Below are 17,759 nucleotides of genomic sequence, written 5' to 3'. Positions count from 1 at the left end.
TTTGAACACCATGACAGCCGGATAATTGCCCTTGCTTGCCGCGCGTCCTATTCGCGCCGCAGCATCGGTCACAACGGGATCGAACCCGATCCCATCGAGGACAAAATGAGCGAAGAATTCCATCGCATCCGCCGCCTGCCGCCTTATGTGTTCGAGCACATCAACCCGATCAAGGCCAAGGCGCGCGCCGAAGGCGTCGACGTTATCGACCTGGGTATGGGCAATCCCGACTTGCCGACGCCAACCCATATCGTTGAAAAGCTCAAGGAAACGGTCAAAGACCCGCGCACTCACCGCTATTCGACCTCGCGCGGCATTCCGGGTCTGCGCAAGGCCCAGGCCTCCTACTATGGGCGCCGGTTCGGCGTAAAGCTCGATCCCAACACGCAGGTCGTCGCAACGCTTGGCTCCAAGGAAGGCTTTGCCAACATGGCCCAGGCGATCACCGCCCCGGGCGATGTCGTGCTGGTGCCTAATCCGACCTATCCCATCCACTCGTTCGGCTTCATCATGTCGGGCGGGGTCGTGCGGTCAATGCCTGCCGACCCTAACGAGGATTTCATGCGCTCGCTCGACAGGGCCGTGCGTCATTCGATCCCCAAACCGATCGCGCTGATTCTCAACTACCCGGCCAACCCCACGGCCTATGTCGCCTCGTTCGATTTCTACAAGGAAGTGGTGGAGTACTGCCGCAAGAACGAGATTTTTATCCTCTCCGATCTTGCTTATTCTGAGATATATTTCGAGGACGAGCCGCCCCATTCGGTGCTCGAAGTGCCCGGCGCCATGGATGTGACCGTCGAGTTCACGTCCATGTCGAAAACCTTCTCCATGCCCGGCTGGCGCATGGGTTTTGCCGTGGGCAATGAGCGGCTGATCGCGGCATTGGCCCGAGTCAAATCCTATCTCGATTATGGTGCGTTCACACCCATCCAGGTCGCCGCGGCATCGGCGCTCAACGGCGATGATTCCTGTATCGAGGAGGTGCGTAGCATCTACCGTCATCGCCGCGACGTCATGGTCGAAAGCTTCGGCCGCGCCGGCTGGCATATCCCCAGCCCAGCAGCAACCATGTTTGCCTGGGCTCCGATCCCTGATCAGTTTGCCGATCTGGGCAGCCTCGAATTTGCCAAGTTGCTGATCCGCGAGACCGGGGTTGCCGTCGCGCCCGGCGTGGGTTTTGGCGAGTATGGCGATCAGTACGTGCGGCTGGCCTTCGTGGAAAACGAGCAGCGTATCCGTCAGGCGGCCCGCGCCATCAAGAAGTTCCTCGGCGGCTCGGCCAGCAACGGCAACGTTGTTCCCCTCGCCAAAATCTGACGTTTGACCCTTACAAGGGTTGACGTGTAGGCAAATTCCTATTCATGGTCGCGCGCAATTTCAAAACTGCGTGCGATCATGAATGATATAGACAGCTTCAAGGCATCCATCGAGACCTTCATCTCCGAACGCGACTGGACACCCACGCGCTTCGGCCGCGAGATAGCCGGCGATCCGCTTTTTGTCTTCGACCTGCGCGAAGGTCGAGAACCGCGCAGCGAAACCCGTCAACGCATCACTCGTGCCATGCAAGCTTATGCCAGCGGTGAGGGCGAGGAGATGCGCCCGCTACGCATAGGCATCGCCGGCTTGGGCACGGTTGGCGCCGCGCTCATTAGCATCCTCACCGAAGATGGCGATGCCATCACCCGCAAGCTGGGCCGCAGGATCGTTGTTTCCGCCGTTTCGGCTCGGTCCCGTTCGCGAGACAGGGGAGTCGATATCTCTCCCTTTAAGTGGTTCGACGACCCTGTGGCGCTGGCCCGTTCGGGTGAAATCGATCTTTATGTCGAACTCATTGGCGGCGAGGACGGTCCTGCCCTCGCTTCGGTCACCGCGGCGCTCGAAAATGGCTGCCCGGTCGTGACGGCCAATAAGGCATTGCTGGCGCGCCACGGCGTGACACTCGCCGCTGCTGCCGAGGCTGCTCACGCGCAACTGGGCTTTGAGGCCGCTGTCGCCGGCGGCATCCCGGTCATTAAGACGCTGCGCGAAGGGCTTGGCTCTGCCGCCATCACCCGCGTCTATGGCATCATGAACGGCACCTGCAATTACATCCTCACCCGCATGGGCAATGAGGGAATCGGCTTTGAAGAGTGCCTCAAAGACGCGCAGGCGCTTGGCTATGCCGAGGCCGACCCGACATTCGACGTTGAAGGATTCGATACCGCGCATAAGCTTGCGATCCTCGCAAGTCTCTGCTTTGAAACTGAAATTGCCGCCGATCAGGTGTTTGTTGAAGGTATTTCGCGCATAACGCAGGCTGACATAAAAGTTGCTGCAGATCTCGGATACAAGATCAAGCTGCTGGGCATGGCCCGCAAGGTCGAAAGCGGAATCGAACAGCGCGTGCATCCAACGCTTGTCAGAAAATCGAGCGCCATAGCAGGCGTCGACGGTGTCCTCAACGCCGTGGCGCTGGAGACCAACCATGTGCAGGAACTGCTTTTGGCCGGGCCGGGTGCCGGGGGGGAGGCGACAGCGGCATCGGTCCTCTCCGACATCCTCGATATCGCTCGCGGCACCCAGGTGCCGCCGCTGGGCGTGCCCAGTTCCGAACTCAAGCCCTGTGAACGCGCGCCCATGCGCATTCATGAAGGCGGTTATTATATCAGGCTCAACGCAAGGGATGTGCCCGGGGCGCTAGCTGCCATTGCCACTCGAATGGGCGAGGGTAACATCTCGCTCGAAAGTGTTATTCAGCGTCCTGATTTGCGGGCCAGCGAGCCCGGCGTCGAGGAAGAAACCTCTCGCACGGTGGTGCTCATCACCCACGAAACGATTGAAAGTGCTGTGCGCGAAGCGCTTGAACGGATTGCCAAGGACGGGTTTATCGTGGGACAGCCTCAATTGATACGCATCGAGGAGTTCTGACCTGTGGCCAAACCCGTGCCAGCCCCGACAAAGGTCGACGGCAATCTCACCCTTGAGATCGCCCGCATCACGGAGCGCGCCGCCATCGCGGCGGCGGGCTGGCGCGGGCGAGGTGATGAAATGCGCGCCGATCAGGCCGCGGTCGAAGCCATGCACCTGGCGCTCAGCTACATCGACATTGCCGGGACAATCGTAATTGGAGAGGGCAGAAACGTTCCCCTGCTTGGCTTCGAAGAGGCCGTTGGCACTGGCAAGGGCCCCGAAATCGAAGTCGCCGTCGACCCGCTCGAGGGCGTAACCGGGTGTGCCAAGAATCTCTCCGACTCTCTGTCCGTCATGGCATTTGCCGAGCGCGGTGCCCTGTTGCGGGTGCCCGACGCCTATATGGAAAAGATTGCCATTGGGCCGGGCTATCCTGAAGGTATTGTCGATCTTGATAAAACAGCGACCGAAAACGTCGCCGCATTGGCCGAGGCCAAAGGCGTCGCCACGTCCGACATTGTCACCTGCGTGCTCGATCGGCCCCGCCATGCCGCGCTGATTGCCGAATTGCGTGACGTCGGTGTAGCCGTCAAACTGCTTCCAGACGGGGACATTGCAGCAGTTATTCACGCCGCCAACAGCGACGACACAGGTATAGACATCTACCTGGGTTCCGGTGGAGCCCATGAAGGCATTTTGGCCGCTGCGGCCATGCGGTGCATGGGCGGTCAGATGCAAGGGCGCCTGATTCTCGATACGCCCGACAAGCGCGCCCAAGCCCGCGAGATGGGCCATTCCGACCCCACGGTCAAGTTTTCGGCGCTGGATATGGCGAAAGGGGACGTGCTCTTTGCCGCCACCGGTGTTACCGATGGCAGCCTGCTTCGAGGCGTAAAGCTCATGCCGCGCAAGATCGTCACGTCAAGCGTGGTAATGCGTTCCTGGTCCCACACCATCCGTTGGATCACGGCTGAACATGGGCGCTTAAGCTAGGCGCTATTCTTCCAGCCCTAACGCCTGGCGGGTCCGCTCTTCCGCGGTGTCACCGGCCGCAACCACCTCGGAGGCTGATTGTCCAAGCGCACGGGCTGCCTCTTCGGCGGCGTTCCGGACATTGGCGACGATCTCCCGTTTTTGTTCGTCGGTCATGTTCTCGTCGCGCACTTCGGCAGCATTGGCTACCAGCGTATCGATCTGGACCTCTATGGCGTCAGCGGTCGATGTCATCTGCTCGCTGAGGGCGCTCATCGCGTCATCGCCCATTTCAACAAGGTTGTCACCCGCCTCTTGGGTGTCCGTCATAATCGACTCAAAAGTCTGCTGCGCCTCTTGTTCGATTTCCTCGCGGCGCTGCTGCATTTCTTCGGGCGACATGACGTCAGCCGGAGCTTCCGATTCCTCGATCGGCTCAGCAAATGCTTCGGGACTGCCCGCATCGGGGTCGGGTGTTTCAGGCGCCTCAGAGCGATTTTCGCAGGCCGCCAGCGACAGGGCGGAAATCAATACAATCGGCAGAATGAGATTAGTGTTCATCGGCAATCCCTCGAAAGAACCATTAATGAGGTTGTCGGCAACCGTCGTCGAGAAAAACGGCGATAAGGGGGTGGATGTTCCCTTGCTGAGCCCGCATGTCGCATCGCAAAAGGAAATTCCGTGCAAAAGACAGGACTTCGGACTATCGATCGAGCATGTCCACCGTCTATAGATAGCCCATGAAGCCAGAGCCCCAAGCCTTTCTCAACGTTGAAAGATCGGTCTGTGGAAAGCGCTGGATCGATCGGCTCGACCTCGCTGCAAGCCGCATGGCCGGTGCAATAGCCCAGCAAACCGAACTGCCCGAAATTCTCGCCCGCATCGTAGCGGCGCGCGGCGTCGCTGTAGAGGATGCGCAGACCTTTATCGCGCCGACCATTCGCGAATTGATGCCCGATCCTTCCACGCTCGCCGGCATGGACCCGTTGGCCGAGCGCCTGGCCCAAGCCATTGCCACCAACGAGTCCATTGGGCTGTTCGGCGATTATGACGTGGATGGCGCCAGCGCCGTGGCGCTTATGGTCCGTTATATGCGCCATTTCGGCCTCAATCCTCCTACGCATATCCCCGACCGCATATTCGAAGGCTACGGGCCAAACAATGCGGCCATGGAAAGCCTTATTGAACAGGGCGTCTCGCTGATCGTGACCCTCGATTGCGGCACTGCCAGCCACGGCCCCATCGCGCATGCAAAGGCGCTTGGTGCTGATGTCCTGGTCATTGATCACCACCTTGCACCCGACACGCTTCCCGACGCGAACGCGCTGGTCAATCCCAACCGGCGCGACGACATTTCCGGGTTGGGATATCTTTGCGCCACCGGCGTCGCCTTCATGGTTCTCGTCGCCGCCAATCGGATTTTGCGTGGACAGGGCCGGACGGACCTTCCCGACTTGATGGTGTGGCTCGACCTGGTTGCTCTGGCCACTATATGCGACGTCGTTCCGCTCAAGGGGCTCAACCGGGCGTTCGTTCTACGCGGCCTCGATGTCATGCGGGCCGGCAAGAATGTCGGCCTCGCCAGCCTCGCTATTGCAGCCCGCGTCTCGGGCCCAGCCAATGCCTACCACATGGGCTTTCTGCTCGGGCCGCGCATCAATGCAGGCGGGCGCATCGGTGATGCCGGACTCGGCGCCCGTCTATTATCGACAGACGACGAATACGAAGCACTGGCTTTGGCCCAGCGCCTCGATGAGCTCAACGGCGAACGACAGCGCATCGAGGTCGCTGCCGTCGAGCAGGCCATGGCCGCTGCCGAGATGGAAATCGGAGACGGCCCAGGACCTTCCGTACTGGTGACCGGCTCTTCAGACTGGCACCAGGGTATCGTCGGGCTGGTCGCCGCACGGCTCAAGGAACGTTTCGGGCGCCCAGCCTTCGCCATTGCTCTTGGAGCGGATGGTGGGGGAACGGGCTCGGGTCGTTCCATCCCCAAAGTCGATCTTGGTGCTGCGGTCGTTGACGCTGTGCGTGGCGGCATTATCGCCAAGGGAGGCGGCCACGCCATGGCCGCCGGAGTAACATTGGCGCCGGGCCAGCTTGGACCATTCAGACAGTACCTCAATGACACCCTGACCGACGATGTTCTAGCGGCCCGCTCCGAAGACGGGCTCAAGATCGACGCTGCCCTTACAGCCCGCGGCGCCAATCCCGATTTCATTCATCAGATCGAACGGGCAGGGCCGTTTGGTGCCGGAAACCCCACACCCGTTTTCGCGCTCCCTGCCCACCAGATCCGGTTTGCAGATGTCGTCGGGGCCGGCGGACATGTGCGCTGCACAGTGAGTTCGGGCGATGGCGCCAACCTCAAGGCCATAGCCTTTCGCGCCGCGGGCACGCCTTTGGGAGAAGCGTTGCTAAAGGCGCGGGATGGCCAGCGTCTGCATGTGGCGGGGTCACTCAATCTTGATCATTGGCAGGGCCGCGAAACTGTTCAGCTCCGGATTATCGATGCTGCAACACCGGGTTAGCTGGTCTTGCATCGTCGTGCACGGGCGTTAAGATCGTGGGTGAGGGCACCAATCTGAAACCGCCGTGGGTTCGTATCCGTACGTGTCACAGCAGCATAGGTTGTCCGCGGTAGGGGACGAAGTCATGAGTCAGGTCACATTCGATCGTGAGCAAACACGCCCAGGATGGGGAACACGCATCAAGTCTGTCCTTCTGGAAAAGGCTGGCGCCGCGCTTGTGGGTATCCCGCACAAGGGCGCTTTGACGGTGACCTTTCCCAGCGGGCGCTGCCGGACCCTTGGCGACGCCGCTACAGGCGAACATGCATTTCTCAAGCTCAACAACTTCAAGGTGCTGCGGGCGGCCATGCGCCGCGGCACATTGGGCTTTGCAGAAGCCTATATGCGCGGCGACATCGAGATTAAGGATCTTACGGCTCTGTTCCGGTTTTTCCTTCAGAACCGGGATATTTTCGACAATGCCAATCCGGGCATTTTCCGGCGCGCCGCGCAGGACCTCGCTTATCACATGTCTCGGCCCAATACCCGCGAGGGGAGCCAGAAAAACATCGCTGAGCACTATGATCTCGGCAACGATTTTTACGCCGAATGGCTCGACCCTTCCATGACCTATTCTTCGGCCTATTTCGCGGGTCAGGATATCTCGCTCGAGGAAGCTCAGCGCGCCAAATATCAGCGCATCATGGTCATGGCCGGCATCCAATCGGGTCATCATGTTCTCGAGATCGGCTGCGGCTGGGGTGGATTCGCGGAAACCGCGGCGCGGGCCGGCGCGCATTTGCGCGGCATCACACTGTCGAAAGAACAGCTCAAATATGGCGTCGAACGCCTCGAAAATGCGGGGCTTTCCGATTTTGGTACCCTGGTTTTCGAAGATTATCGCGACACAAAGGGGGCCTTCGACCACGTCGCCTCGATCGAAATGATTGAAGCTGTTGGAGAGGAGCACTGGCCCGATTATTTCAAGACCGTCCACGACAGACTCAAGCCGGGCGGGACCGCTGCAATTCAGGCCATTACAATCGCCGAACGAGACTTTGAAATCTATAAGGCCTATCCCGATTTCATCCAGCGCTACATTTTCCCCGGCGGCATGCTGCTAACCAAGACAGTGATGAAGGAGGCCGCGGCCAAGGTTGGGCTGGTCCTCGAGGCGACCGACTGTTTCCGGCTCGATTACGCCCGTACCTTGCGTGCCTGGAGCAAGCGATTTATCGAGCGCTGGGATACAATTGCCAAGCTGGGCTATGACGAGGCCTTCAAGCGCAAATGGCTCTACTATCTGGCTTATTGCGAGGCGGGCTTCACCGAAGGCACCATCGACGTTGGCATTTACCAGTATAAACGCCCGCAATAGCGGGGCGCTGGTGCGCATTTAACTTGACTGGGCAAATCATAAAATATAGCTAGGCCCAATCCCGCTGACCACCGCTGGAGCGATTGGCGCCCGTGACTGCTATAGCCGAACAAGCCAAGGCCGCGAGCCGGCCCGGCGTTGCCGCAAACGACGCGCGGCGCCTGACCGGTCTTCTGATCTGTCTTGCGGTGCTGGTTGGTGCAGTATTGGGCAGCATCACCATCGGCTCGCGTGATATTCCGTTGCTGACGGTCCTCGATGCCCTTTTCGCCTATGACGACTCCAACGACCACGCCATTGTTCAGAGCCTTCGGCTGCCCCGTACCGTGCTCGGACTGCTGGTCGGCGCAGCTTTGGGGATTTCCGGTGCGCTGATTCAGGCCTTAACTCGCAATCCCCTGGCCGATCCCGGCATTCTCGGGGTCAATGCGGGTGCGAGCTTTTTTGTTTTGATTGCCGTGGGCTATTTCGGCATGACGTCGCTGCAGTCCTTTATCTGGTTTGCATTTCTTGGCGCTATCCTCACCACGGTCATGGTCTATATTGTGGGCTCGTCGGGACGAAACGGCGCCACGCCCGTAACGCTGACGCTGGCCGGCGTTGCAGTCGGGGCAATCCTTGGCGGCGTTTCCACGGCCCTGACGCTGCTCAATCCGACAGCGTTCGACCGCATGCGCTTCTGGGCCGCCGGAGCGCTGAGCGGCGGCACATACGAGGCAGTCACGACGGTGGCGCCCTTCATAATCGTGGGCCTGTTGCTCGCAGCCGTTATGGCGCGCCCTCTCAATGCGGTGGCGCTGGGTGACGATCTGGCCAAGTCTCTGGGTGCCAACATCGTGCGAGTTCGTACGGTGGTCGTGGTCGCGGTCACTCTGCTTGCGGGCGGCGCGACAGCCGCAGTGGGCCCGATCGGGTTTGTCGGACTGATGGTGCCGCACGTCGCGCGCTGGATCGTCGGACCCGATCAACGCTGGATCATGGCATATACGGTAGTTCTCGCCCCGGTGCTGCTTTTGGTATCGGACATCATCGGACGCATCGTCATGCGTCCCGGCGAAATCCAGGTCGCCATCGTCACCGCCTTCATCGGTGCACCTGTGCTGATCCTTCTGGCCCGCAGGCGCAGGGTAAGCGGACTATGAGCGCTATCGATTTCGGACGGCCCACGAAAATTCTGCGCCTGTTCGAAGGCCGCGTTACCATGCGTCTCGACATGCGCGCTTTGGCGCTCGTCGGCATCATGCTGGCTGTTGCGCTTGTCTTTACGCTGCTGGCTCTGGCGAGCGGTGAATATCCGGTTGCAATATCCGACGTCATATCGGCCCTGGCCGGCCAGGCCGACGGTCGCATTCATATGGTGGTCGTGGAATGGCGCTTGCCGCGCTCGCTACTGGCTGTCGTCCTCGGCGCAGCGCTGGGCATGAGTGGCGCAGTATTTCAGTCGCTCACCCGCAATCCGCTGGGCAGTCCCGACGTAATCGGCTTCAACTCCGGCGCCTATACCGGCGCCCTGATCGCCATCATCGTCTTTTCGGGAAATTACTACCAGATCGCTGGCGGCGCACTGCTCGGCGGCGTCTTGACCGCACTCGCGGTATATGCCCTGGCCTGGCGGCGCGGCGTGCAGGGCTTTCGCCTGATCATCGTAGGTATCGGCATGAGCGCCATGCTCTCCTCGCTTAACACCTGGTTGATGCTGCGCGCCAAGCTCGAAGTAGCAATGGCCGCCGCAGTTTGGGGAGCTGGCTCGCTCAACGGACTCGGTCTGGACAAGCTCTGGCCGACGCTTGCCGTGCTCGGCATTCTGATTCCGCTGGTTTTGATCCTGGGGCGCCCCATGAAGCAGCTCGAAATGGGCGACGACACGGCCCGCGCGCTGGGTATCCGCGCCGAACCGGTGAGACTGGCGCTTCTGGTGCTCGGAGTGGCGCTGACGGCAACGGCGACTGCCGTGGCTGGTCCCATCTCGTTCGTTGCGCTGGCCGCACCACAGATCGCGCGCCGGGTCACCGGCGCTGCAGGCGTTGCGCTGCTGCCCTCTGCCGCCATGGGTGCGCTGCTGCTCGCGGCCGCGGATTTTCTGGCGCAGCGGGCCTTTGCACCCACCCAGCTTCCCGTCGGGGTGGTCACCGTCTCCATCGGGGGGCTGTATTTCGTCTGGCTGCTGATGCGTGAAGCGAAAAGGCAATGACAGGGGACACCACGATGAACAAGCATTTTGACCCCACGAAGCTTGCCGGCGCGCCGCGACTCTTCGCAGACAAGGCGACGATTGGATATGACAGCCGGGTCATCTCGCGCGAGCTTTCCGTTCAGATCCCCGATCATGGTTTTACCGTGATCGTGGGCGCCAACGCCTGCGGAAAGTCGACCCTTCTGCGGGCGCTTTCGCGCCTTATCCAGCCCAGCCAGGGCCATGTCATGCTCGACGGCAAGGCCATTTCGCACTATCCGGCCAAGGAAGTTGCCCGCCGCCTGGGGCTGTTGCCGCAAACCTCGATTGCGCCCGAAGGCATAACGGTTGCAGATCTCGTGGCCCGCGGCCGGTATCCACACCAGAAATTTATCCGCCAATGGTCGGTGGAGGACGAAGCTGCGGTGATAGGCGCTATGGAAGCCACAAAGATCACGCCCCTTTCACACCGGCTGGTCGATGAGCTCTCGGGCGGCCAGCGGCAGCGCGTCTGGGTTGCCATGGTTCTGGCCCAGCAAACCCCTATGCTGTTGCTGGACGAGCCAACCACCTACCTTGATATTGCCCACCAGATCGAGCTTCTCGAACTTCTGAGCACACTCAACAAGCGCGACGGCCACACGGTTGTCGCCGTGCTGCACGACCTTAATCACGCCTGCCGCTACGCAAGCCACATCATCGCGATGCGGGACGGACAAATTCTCGCCGAAGGCGCTCCCGGCGAGATCATCACCGCAAACCTTGTTGAAGAGGTCTTCGGTCTGCCCTGCATCATCATCGAAGATCCATTAGCTAGAACGCCGATGGTCATTCCCCGCGGTTCGATTCCTCACGCCGAACCCCGACCGGCTGAAACATGAGGAAATCATGAGACATATTGCATTGGCAGCGGCATCTGCCGTGGCCCTTATCGCCATGCCCGCATCCGGGCAGGACACGTTTCCCGTCACGCTCGATCATTTTTACGGCGAGACGGTCATCGAAGCCAAAGCCGAACGCATAGTGACCATCAGCTGGATGGCACAAGACACCGTATTGGCTCTGGGCGAAGTGCCGATTGCCATCCAGAGCCAGACATGGGGCGGCGATGAAAACGGCTACCTGCCATGGGTAAAGGAAGCGATAGAGGAACTAGGGGAGGACGTTCCAGTAGCTCTCGACACTGCCAATGGCCTGCCGTTTGAGCAGATTCTCGAACTCGAGCCTGATCTTATACTGGCGCCGTATAGTGGCATCAGCCAGGACGACTACGACCGCCTGTCGGCCATCGCTCCCACCGTCGCCTTCAAGGAAGCGCCGTGGACCGGCAGCTGGCAATATGTGGTCGAAACGGTCGGCGCAGCGATGGGGCGTAGCGAAGAAGCGTCCGGTCTTGTCGACAGTACTCAGGACCGCATCGCTGAATATGCAGCGGAAAATCCTCAATTTGCCGGTCGCACCTTTGCCTTTGGTGGCGGTTCGGACGCGGGCAGCGTCGGGCTTTACGTTCCTTCGGACCCTCGCGTGCATCTGATGGAAGATCTAGGATTGGTGCCGGCAGAGGCGCTAAACGATCTGCCGACCGACAACTATGTGCAGCAGGTCAGTTTCGAACAACTCGACGGCGTTGACGCCGAAGTCTTCATCGCCTGGTATTCCAGCCAGGATGATCTCGATGCCATCTTGTCGAATCCGCTGTTTGCGCGCTGGAAGCCCATTGCCAACGATAATTTCGTGCCCCTGATCGACCGGGCCTTCGTCATGGCGGTGTCGGCACCCTCACCGCTGTCGATCCCCTGGATGATGGACCGTTTCGTGCCGATTCTCGCCGAAACGCTCGAACAATAACCCAAGCGTAAGGGAGCGTTTCATGAAACGCCTGACGATCACATCTGCCCTTGCTGTCCTCATGGCGGGAACGGCGTCCTTGGCTATCGCCCAGGAATGGAGTTTCACCGACGGTGCAGGCAACACGATTACCCTCGACAGCCCGCCCGAACGGATCGTGGCTTTCTCATCCTCTGCGGCAGGACTCATGCAGTTCGGCATTGAACCGGTCGGCATATTCACCGACGATAGTACCTCTGAAAAAAGCTACGCCGAATTCGACCTTTCCGGCATCGAAATTGTCCGCACGGCCTACAATGAACTGCAGGCCGAAAGCCTGCTGGCGTTCGATGCCGATCTGATCGTGACCGAATACTGGCCGCGCACGGGTGACTACAGCGGCGGCGACGCGATGCGTCCCGATGGCCAGTTCGCCGACATCGCCCCGATCGTCGGCGTGCTCCAGGGAGATTCAGTTCTGGGGTTGATCGAGGACTATGGCAGGCTGGCGGAGGCGCTGGGTGCCGATCTCGACGCCCCCGAAATCGAGCAGAAGCGAACTGCGTTTAACCAGGCGCGCGCCCAGCTCACGGCGGCTGCCGAGGCAAAGCCGGGCCTGACGGTTATGGCCGCATGGGCCGACACCGATAGCTTGTACGTCGCTGCACCCACCGGCGCAGCGGAACTCAACGATTTCGCATCCTGGGGCCTGAACATGGTTGAACCAGATGCGCCCGAAGGAGAGTATTGGGGCATTCTGAGCTGGGAGAATGCCGACACTTATCCCGCTGACGTTCTGCTCCTCGACGATCGGTTCGGAACGGCAACGCGGGAGGCAGTCGACGCTCAACCGCTGGCCGAACTCATACCCGCTGTCGCAGCGGGTCAGGTGGGCGACTGGCCGGCCTGGTGGATCAGGACCTATGGCGCCTATACCGCAGAAATCGAAAAGCTTACGGCACTTGTGGAAAATGCTGAGGTCGTCCAAGAGTGAAACCGAAAAGGGCGACCACTGGGCCGCCCTTTATCATTTCGACGGTTGCGAGATCAGTCGCGACATCAAGGCAAAAAACATCGGATAGGGCAGCAGCCGGATCGTCTTCAGGATCAGGACGAAGGGCAGGGGAAAAGCGATCTCGAACTTTCGCGAGTTGAGCAAGCCATTCGCTATCCGCTTGCCCGCCTCTTCTGCCTCCATCAGAAACGGCATCGGGAAGTCGTTCTTGGCCGTAAGGTCGGTTCTCACAAACCCGGGGCAGACCAGCCGGACGCTGATATTGTCGGAGGCAAGTTCGGTTCGCATAGTCTCGGCCAACGCAATCATTGCCGATTTCCCCGAAGAATAGGCTGCCGAGCGCGGCAGTCCGAAATAGCCGGCCACGGAAGCCACCAGCGCGATTTCCCCAGACCGCTGCTTGCGCATCTGAGCCACCACCGGGTCGATAACCCGCATGGCGCCCAGCAGATTGGTATCTATGATTTTGGCATAGCTTTCGTAGTCGTACCGACCCGGCTCAGTGACCTCCCAGGCGGCGACCGAAAAGATAACGAGATCGATCTTGCCAAGGTCCTCGGCGATGCGGGAGACGGTAGTCTTTACCGCGTCGAAGTCGGTAACGTCGAGAGGGTAGGGGCGCGCGCCGTGACTGACCGAGAGCGCGTTGAGCGGCTGTTCGCGTCGCCCCGATATCGCAACCGTCCATCCACGCCGCGAAAGCTGTTTGACCGTCTCGGCGCCGATTCCCGAACCGCCGCCAAGCACCCACGCTACCTTTGCCATTCGCTTGACCCTTTCGCTTGCACTCTTGGTCAATACGAAATGGGTTGGCGACAGATCAGGTTGCTACAATTATTTCGACAGCGCATCGAGCACCCGCACCCATGACCGGATGCCCTTGTGGTAGCTCTCAAGATTATATTTTTCGTTGGGCGAATGGATGCGGTCGTCCGTCTGGGCGTATCCGATCAGAAGCGAATCCATGCCCAGCTTGCGCTTGAAATCGCCTACAATGGGGATCGATCCGCCCGAGCCCGCGATAGCGGCCTCGCGGCCCCACTCGTCGGTCAGCGCGCCGAGCGCCTTTTGCAGCATGGCGCCGTCCGAAGGAACGACCGATGCCGGGCTCGCGCCGTGTTCATGGAAGGTCACGGTGCAATCGGCGGGCACCCGAGCCTCGACATGCGCGCGGAATGCCTTGCGGATCTTGTGCGGGTCCTGATTGCCCACGAGTCGGAAAGAAATCTTGGCCCCAGCCTTGGCCGGGATCACTGTCTTGAAGCCGTCGCCAGTATAGCCACCCCACATACCGTTGATTTCGCAAGTGGGGCGCGAAGTGATCTGTTCGAGAACTGAGCGGTTCTTCTCGCCGGCAGGCTCGGACAGACCCACAGCGCCGAGATAAGCCTTCTCATCGAACGGCAGCCGCTTCCATTGCTCCGCGACTTCGGTGGGCAGTTCCGGCACATCGTCATAGAAGCCTTCGACGGCAACCGATCCGTCGGGATTGCGCAGAGAGGCGATGATTTCGGCCAGTACCTGATTGGGATTGCGCGCCGCATTCCCATACATGCCCGAATGCAAGTCACGGCTCGCCGCCTGGATCTCCACATTGTCGGCCATCAGCCCGCGCAACATGGTTATGATCGAGGGCGTCTCCTCGTCCCACATGTCAGTGTCGCACACCAGTGCGATGTCGGCCCTGAGTTCCTCGGCGTTGTCTTTGAGGAAGCCATCGAGCGATGGGGAGCCGGATTCTTCCTCGCCTTCGAGTAGCACCGTGACGCCGACCGGCAGCGAGCCGCGGACGGCCTTATACGCCCGGCAGGCTTCGATGAAGGTCATCAACTGGCCCTTGTCGTCCGACGCGCCGCGAGCAAGAATCACCTTCCGTCCATTCTCCTCGCCGATCCTGGGCTCGAACGGCTCGCTCGTCCAAAGTTCGATCGGATCGACAGGCTGAACATCGTAGTGCCCGTAAAACAGCACGTTTGGCCCCACAGCGCTGCGCTGGTGCCCCACTACCATCGGATGGCCGGGGGTAGGGCGTACCGCAGAATCGAAATCGAGACCCTGCAGTTCATTGGTCAGCCATTCGGCCGCCTTGTGACATTCGCCTGCATAGGTGGGGTCAGTGGAAATGGAGGCAATCCGCAAGAGCGTAAACAGCCGCTCGAGACTTTCCTCGATATGGGCATCGACATGGGAAAGCACGGCATCGAGCGGAGCGTTGGCATCAGTCATTGCGGAAAGGTCCGTCGTTGGATTGGAAGTGCCGCGACCTTATCAGCCGAGTCGGGCCAGTAAAGAAATTTTACCGGCCAGGTTCAATCGAGAAGCTCAGCGGGCAACATCCCTGTTTTGAACAGCACCAGCGGCTCATCATAGCAATCGGTCTCGACGTCGACCTCTTGGGAAAAAGCCACAACACCGGCCTTTGAGGGAGCAATACGCACCGCCGTTGCAATCGCACTTTCGGCCGTCTTCGCCCTTTGCAGGGGATCAGACACCAGCTTGCGTCCGCGTTGCTGGAACGATTGAATCAAGAACGTCGTGGTCATGGTGCCTCACTGGTTGAGGCTTACTGTATCACCCGCAACAGTCGGCAGGTGGTTTCTTTACAAGACCGGCCGGCAGTCAAGAGCAAAACCGATTCCATCGGGAAACCATGGGTGGCAGGGGGTGATGTGGGGAGTGTTTCGACCGCGACTGCGAAATTGCGAAAAACTTGGCGCGCCCTACGGGACTCGAACCCGTGTTACCGCCGTGAGAGGGCGGCGTCCTGACCGCTAGACGAAGGGCGCCTAGAGCGCTTCAAAGAAGCGCGGTAAAAATACTCGAAACGATCCGCAATATGAAACGCAGAAAGCTCCAGAACCGTTTGTAGCCGACATAGATAGCGTCGTGCGTAACTACATGCAACGGGAAACGGCCAAATCTTCGCGAAGAAGAGGATGGCGCGCCCTACGGGACTCGAACCCGTGTTTCCGCCGTGAAAGGGCGGCGTCCTAGACCGCTAGACGAAGGGCGCGGCGGGCTGTCAGCGGTTCACCGCGTCGGCCAGTGAGCGGGTGTATAGGGGGGGCTTTGCGATTGCGCAATACCCAAATTCGATTTTATTTCAATTTCAACAGCCGCTGAATGTGACCGGGCCGCGATACCCCCGCGGACGGTCGCGCACGTCGACATGAACGAAGTTCTGTCCGGGGTAGCAGCCCAGGCCGCCAACCAGTCCGTTATTGCGCGCGTAAGCGATGATGCGCGATTTCGGGACGCCGGGAATATAGAAATCGGCCGCCATGCATTTGGTGTGGTAGGAGGCCTCGGCGCCGCCCACTGAGGCGTTGTGCCATGGCGTACGATAGCCCGAATTCATCACGACCTTTTTGCCGAAATGGCCCTCGACGTCCCAGATCAGAAGGCGCAGCTTGGGCGAAAGGCAAAAGGCGTTCACATTGTCATGGGAGACGAAGGTGCCCCAGTCGGTCCGCAACCCGTTGTAGCCGCTGCCGCTCCCCGAGGCGAACATGGCCATCGGAGCGCAGGCGCCGAGCAGGCCCACCATGACGATCAGACTGGACAGTAAACGCATCAAAACCACTTCCGTGTCGGGGTTGAAATCGTCCCAAACCACAGACACAAAAATACCGGCGGTTGCCTAACCGCCGGTCAATCAGCGTGGTTAATTTCTCGTTATGCGTTTACCACGTTCCTGAATTGGGCATTGAAGCCCAAGGCTCCTGCGCTTCGAGATTGCCGTCCTGAAGCAACTCGACCGAAATGCCGTCGGGGGATTTCACAAATGCCATGTGCCCATCGCGTGGCGGACGGTGGATGGTGTACCCCATATCCTGCAGATGCTGGCAGAGCGCATAGATGTTTTCGACCCGATAGGCGAGGTGGCCGAAATTGCGGCCACCCGAATACTCTTCGGGGTCCCAGTTGTAGGTCAACTCGACCTTGGCACTTTCATCGCCGGGGGCGTGGAGGAATATGAGCGTGAAGCGCCCTTTTTCATTTTCGATGCGATGCGATTCAACAAGGCCCAGCCCTTCACTGTAAAAGCGAAGACTTTCCTCTATGTTGGAAACGCGCACCATTGTGTGGAGATATTTCAAAGCAAGGCTCCGGCTCTTTTGTGGTCATCCCGGCACCATCAGGGCAGGGCGCTACAAAGGCTAACAGAAGCCAGCATCGCGCGCCAAGCCGCGCTTTGACAAAGAGGGTAGTTAATTGCTGTCAACAAATTTATGAATGGTTCTTAACTTTTGATCCTGAATCGGCCAGACTACGCAAGATTGTAATGAGTACCTGCGGCTTTGCAGGGGCGTGTGTGGAAGGCGTTGCGCATGGGGGCGAAAAACATTTCCGGCACCGGACCAGACTCCAGGACTGTGGGGCACGACGATGCTCGCCGCGAAGGGGCCGATCAGGATATCCGCAATCCGGCCACGGACTTCGACGTCATAGAAGTTGTCGGAACCATCAAGTGGTTTGACGCTGGCAAGGGCTTTGGCTTTATCGTGCCCGACGCGGGCGGTGCTGATGTGCTGTTGCACGTGACCTGCCTTCGGAGGGACGGCTATCAGACGGCCCATGAGGGCGCGCGCATAGTGGTTGAGGCGCTCAATCGCCCCGGCGGTCTGCAAGCCTTCCGAATCATATCGATGGATGAATCGACGGCACGCCACCCGGCACAAATGCCCGCAGCTCGTACACACGTCCATGTTGAACCGACTTCAAAGCTTGAACGCCTTGAGGTCAAATGGTTCAACAGGGTGCGCGGTTTCGGTTTTCTTTCGGCAGGTGAGGGTCATCCCGACATTTTCATTCACATGGAAACATTGCGCCAGTTCGGGCTGACCGAATTGCGCCCCGGACAGTTTGTGCTGGCCCGGTATGGCGATGGTCCCAAAGGCCTTATGGTCGCCGAAATCCGCCCAGATGGTTGGGGCGACGCTCCGTCTTCTCACTAAGGCAGGCACCTCTCAGCCAGGATTGATTTGC

Annotated in this window: 17 protein-coding genes and 2 tRNA genes; 11 read left to right on the top strand and 8 right to left on the bottom strand. The window is 59.9% G+C overall.

The window, feature by feature from the left end:
* Positions 1–105 precede the first annotated feature (105 nt).
* From OF122_RS11640 to glpX, 3 genes are all read left to right on the top strand, one after another.
* On the top strand, positions 106–1,320 hold the full coding sequence (locus OF122_RS11640; RefSeq protein ID WP_264224409.1) for an LL-diaminopimelate aminotransferase: 1,215 nt from the start codon (positions 106–108) through the stop codon (positions 1,318–1,320).
* A gap of 279 nt (positions 1,321–1,599) precedes the next feature.
* Positions 1,600–2,913 carry a homoserine dehydrogenase gene (locus tag OF122_RS11635; RefSeq protein WP_264227656.1) on the top strand — a complete coding sequence of 438 codons (1,314 nt, stop codon included), beginning with the start codon at positions 1,600–1,602 and terminating at the stop codon, positions 2,911–2,913.
* A gap of 3 nt (positions 2,914–2,916) precedes the next feature.
* Entirely contained in the window at positions 2,917–3,888 is a 972-nt protein-coding gene (gene glpX, locus OF122_RS11630) for a class II fructose-bisphosphatase (RefSeq protein ID WP_264224408.1), read from the top strand.
* Between the two features lie 3 nt (positions 3,889–3,891).
* Here glpX and OF122_RS11625 read toward each other — a convergent pair whose 3' ends face one another.
* Complete coding sequence (locus tag OF122_RS11625) at positions 3,892–4,428, bottom strand: hypothetical protein (RefSeq protein WP_264224407.1); 537 nt, start codon at positions 4,426–4,428, stop codon at positions 3,892–3,894.
* A 179-nt stretch (positions 4,429–4,607) separates the two neighbouring features.
* Here OF122_RS11625 and recJ point away from each other — a divergent pair, with 179 nt between their 5' ends.
* From recJ to OF122_RS11590, 7 genes are all read left to right on the top strand, one after another.
* Positions 4,608–6,398 carry a single-stranded-DNA-specific exonuclease RecJ gene (gene recJ, locus OF122_RS11620; RefSeq protein WP_264224406.1) on the top strand — a complete coding sequence of 597 codons (1,791 nt, stop codon included), beginning with the start codon at positions 4,608–4,610 and terminating at the stop codon, positions 6,396–6,398.
* Positions 6,399–6,522: 124 nt separating this feature from the next.
* Positions 6,523–7,755 (top strand): SAM-dependent methyltransferase, encoded by a 1,233-nt coding sequence (locus tag OF122_RS11615; protein WP_264224405.1) that lies wholly within the window; start codon positions 6,523–6,525, stop codon positions 7,753–7,755.
* A gap of 92 nt (positions 7,756–7,847) precedes the next feature.
* Positions 7,848–8,897 carry an iron chelate uptake ABC transporter family permease subunit gene (locus OF122_RS11610; RefSeq protein WP_264224404.1) on the top strand — a complete coding sequence of 350 codons (1,050 nt, stop codon included), beginning with the start codon at positions 7,848–7,850 and terminating at the stop codon, positions 8,895–8,897.
* A complete protein-coding gene (fepG, locus tag OF122_RS11605) occupies positions 8,894–9,946 on the top strand; it encodes an iron-enterobactin ABC transporter permease (RefSeq protein WP_264224403.1) in 1,053 nt (350 codons plus the stop codon). The genes OF122_RS11610 and fepG overlap by 4 nt, the downstream gene beginning before the upstream one ends.
* 14 nt (positions 9,947–9,960) lie before the next feature.
* Complete coding sequence (locus OF122_RS11600; RefSeq protein WP_264224402.1) at positions 9,961–10,809, top strand: ABC transporter ATP-binding protein; 849 nt, start codon at positions 9,961–9,963, stop codon at positions 10,807–10,809.
* A 7-nt stretch (positions 10,810–10,816) separates the two neighbouring features.
* Positions 10,817–11,776 (top strand): iron-siderophore ABC transporter substrate-binding protein, encoded by a 960-nt coding sequence (locus tag OF122_RS11595; protein ID WP_264224401.1) that lies wholly within the window; start codon positions 10,817–10,819, stop codon positions 11,774–11,776.
* Positions 11,777–11,798: 22 nt separating this feature from the next.
* Complete coding sequence (locus OF122_RS11590) at positions 11,799–12,749, top strand: ABC transporter substrate-binding protein (RefSeq protein WP_264224400.1); 951 nt, start codon at positions 11,799–11,801, stop codon at positions 12,747–12,749.
* Positions 12,750–12,782: 33 nt separating this feature from the next.
* On the opposite strand, the gene OF122_RS11585 is transcribed toward OF122_RS11590, so the two are convergent.
* The 7 genes from OF122_RS11585 to OF122_RS11555 all read right to left on the bottom strand — a co-directional run bounded on the left by OF122_RS11585 (position 12,783) and on the right by OF122_RS11555 (position 16,870).
* A complete protein-coding gene (locus OF122_RS11585; RefSeq protein WP_264224399.1) occupies positions 12,783–13,535 on the bottom strand; it encodes an SDR family NAD(P)-dependent oxidoreductase in 753 nt (250 codons plus the stop codon).
* A 69-nt stretch (positions 13,536–13,604) separates the two neighbouring features.
* Entirely contained in the window at positions 13,605–14,996 is a 1,392-nt protein-coding gene (locus OF122_RS11580; RefSeq protein ID WP_264224398.1) for a dipeptidase, read from the bottom strand.
* A gap of 83 nt (positions 14,997–15,079) precedes the next feature.
* The gene (locus tag OF122_RS11575; protein ID WP_264224397.1) at positions 15,080–15,313 is read right to left on the bottom strand and encodes a hypothetical protein; all 234 of its coding nucleotides are present in this window, start codon (positions 15,311–15,313) and stop codon (positions 15,080–15,082) included.
* Between the two features lie 168 nt (positions 15,314–15,481).
* Positions 15,482–15,556: transfer RNA gene (locus OF122_RS11570), tRNA-Glu, on the bottom strand.
* 151 nt (positions 15,557–15,707) lie between these two features.
* A tRNA-Glu gene (locus OF122_RS11565) sits at positions 15,708–15,783 on the bottom strand.
* Positions 15,784–15,879: 96 nt separating this feature from the next.
* On the bottom strand, positions 15,880–16,344 hold the full coding sequence (locus OF122_RS11560) for a YcbK family protein (protein ID WP_264224396.1): 465 nt from the start codon (positions 16,342–16,344) through the stop codon (positions 15,880–15,882).
* A gap of 109 nt (positions 16,345–16,453) precedes the next feature.
* Positions 16,454–16,870, bottom strand: coding sequence for a VOC family protein (locus tag OF122_RS11555; protein ID WP_264224395.1), 417 nt, complete (start codon positions 16,868–16,870; stop codon positions 16,454–16,456).
* Between the two features lie 231 nt (positions 16,871–17,101).
* Here OF122_RS11555 and OF122_RS11550 point away from each other — a divergent pair, with 231 nt between their 5' ends.
* On the top strand, positions 17,102–17,728 hold the full coding sequence (locus OF122_RS11550) for a cold-shock protein (protein ID WP_264224394.1): 627 nt from the start codon (positions 17,102–17,104) through the stop codon (positions 17,726–17,728).
* The last annotated feature ends 31 nt before the right edge of the window (positions 17,729–17,759 follow it).

Source organism: Pelagibacterium flavum (genome assembly GCF_025854335.1).
Lineage (GTDB): Bacteria > Pseudomonadota > Alphaproteobacteria > Rhizobiales > Devosiaceae > Pelagibacterium > Pelagibacterium flavum.
The sequence above is the reverse complement of the archived record's forward strand: the minus strand, read 5'-3'. Positions and strand labels throughout refer to the sequence as shown.

What these genes read in the sequence shown, in the direction of transcription:
- recJ (WP_264224406.1), top strand. Translation starts at nt 4,608, where the DNA reads ATGAAGCCAGAGCCCCAAGCCTTTCTCAACGTTGAAAGATCGGTCTGT.
- OF122_RS11580 (WP_264224398.1), bottom strand. Translation starts at nt 14,996, where the DNA reads ATGACTGATGCCAACGCTCCGCTCGATGCCGTGCTTTCCCATGTCGAT.
- OF122_RS11615 (WP_264224405.1), top strand. Translation starts at nt 6,523, where the DNA reads ATGAGTCAGGTCACATTCGATCGTGAGCAAACACGCCCAGGATGGGGA.
- OF122_RS11575 (WP_264224397.1), bottom strand. Translation starts at nt 15,313, where the DNA reads ATGACCACGACGTTCTTGATTCAATCGTTCCAGCAACGCGGACGCAAG.
- OF122_RS11635 (WP_264227656.1), top strand. Translation starts at nt 1,600, where the DNA reads ATGCGCCCGCTACGCATAGGCATCGCCGGCTTGGGCACGGTTGGCGCC.
- fepG (WP_264224403.1), top strand. Translation starts at nt 8,894, where the DNA reads ATGAGCGCTATCGATTTCGGACGGCCCACGAAAATTCTGCGCCTGTTC.
- OF122_RS11600 (WP_264224402.1), top strand. Translation starts at nt 9,961, where the DNA reads ATGAACAAGCATTTTGACCCCACGAAGCTTGCCGGCGCGCCGCGACTC.
- OF122_RS11560 (WP_264224396.1), bottom strand. Translation starts at nt 16,344, where the DNA reads ATGCGTTTACTGTCCAGTCTGATCGTCATGGTGGGCCTGCTCGGCGCC.
- OF122_RS11640 (WP_264224409.1), top strand. Translation starts at nt 106, where the DNA reads ATGAGCGAAGAATTCCATCGCATCCGCCGCCTGCCGCCTTATGTGTTC.
- OF122_RS11595 (WP_264224401.1), top strand. Translation starts at nt 10,817, where the DNA reads ATGAGACATATTGCATTGGCAGCGGCATCTGCCGTGGCCCTTATCGCC.
- OF122_RS11590 (WP_264224400.1), top strand. Translation starts at nt 11,799, where the DNA reads ATGAAACGCCTGACGATCACATCTGCCCTTGCTGTCCTCATGGCGGGA.
- OF122_RS11550 (WP_264224394.1), top strand. Translation starts at nt 17,102, where the DNA reads ATGGGGGCGAAAAACATTTCCGGCACCGGACCAGACTCCAGGACTGTG.
- OF122_RS11625 (WP_264224407.1), bottom strand. Translation starts at nt 4,428, where the DNA reads ATGAACACTAATCTCATTCTGCCGATTGTATTGATTTCCGCCCTGTCG.
- OF122_RS11585 (WP_264224399.1), bottom strand. Translation starts at nt 13,535, where the DNA reads ATGGCAAAGGTAGCGTGGGTGCTTGGCGGCGGTTCGGGAATCGGCGCC.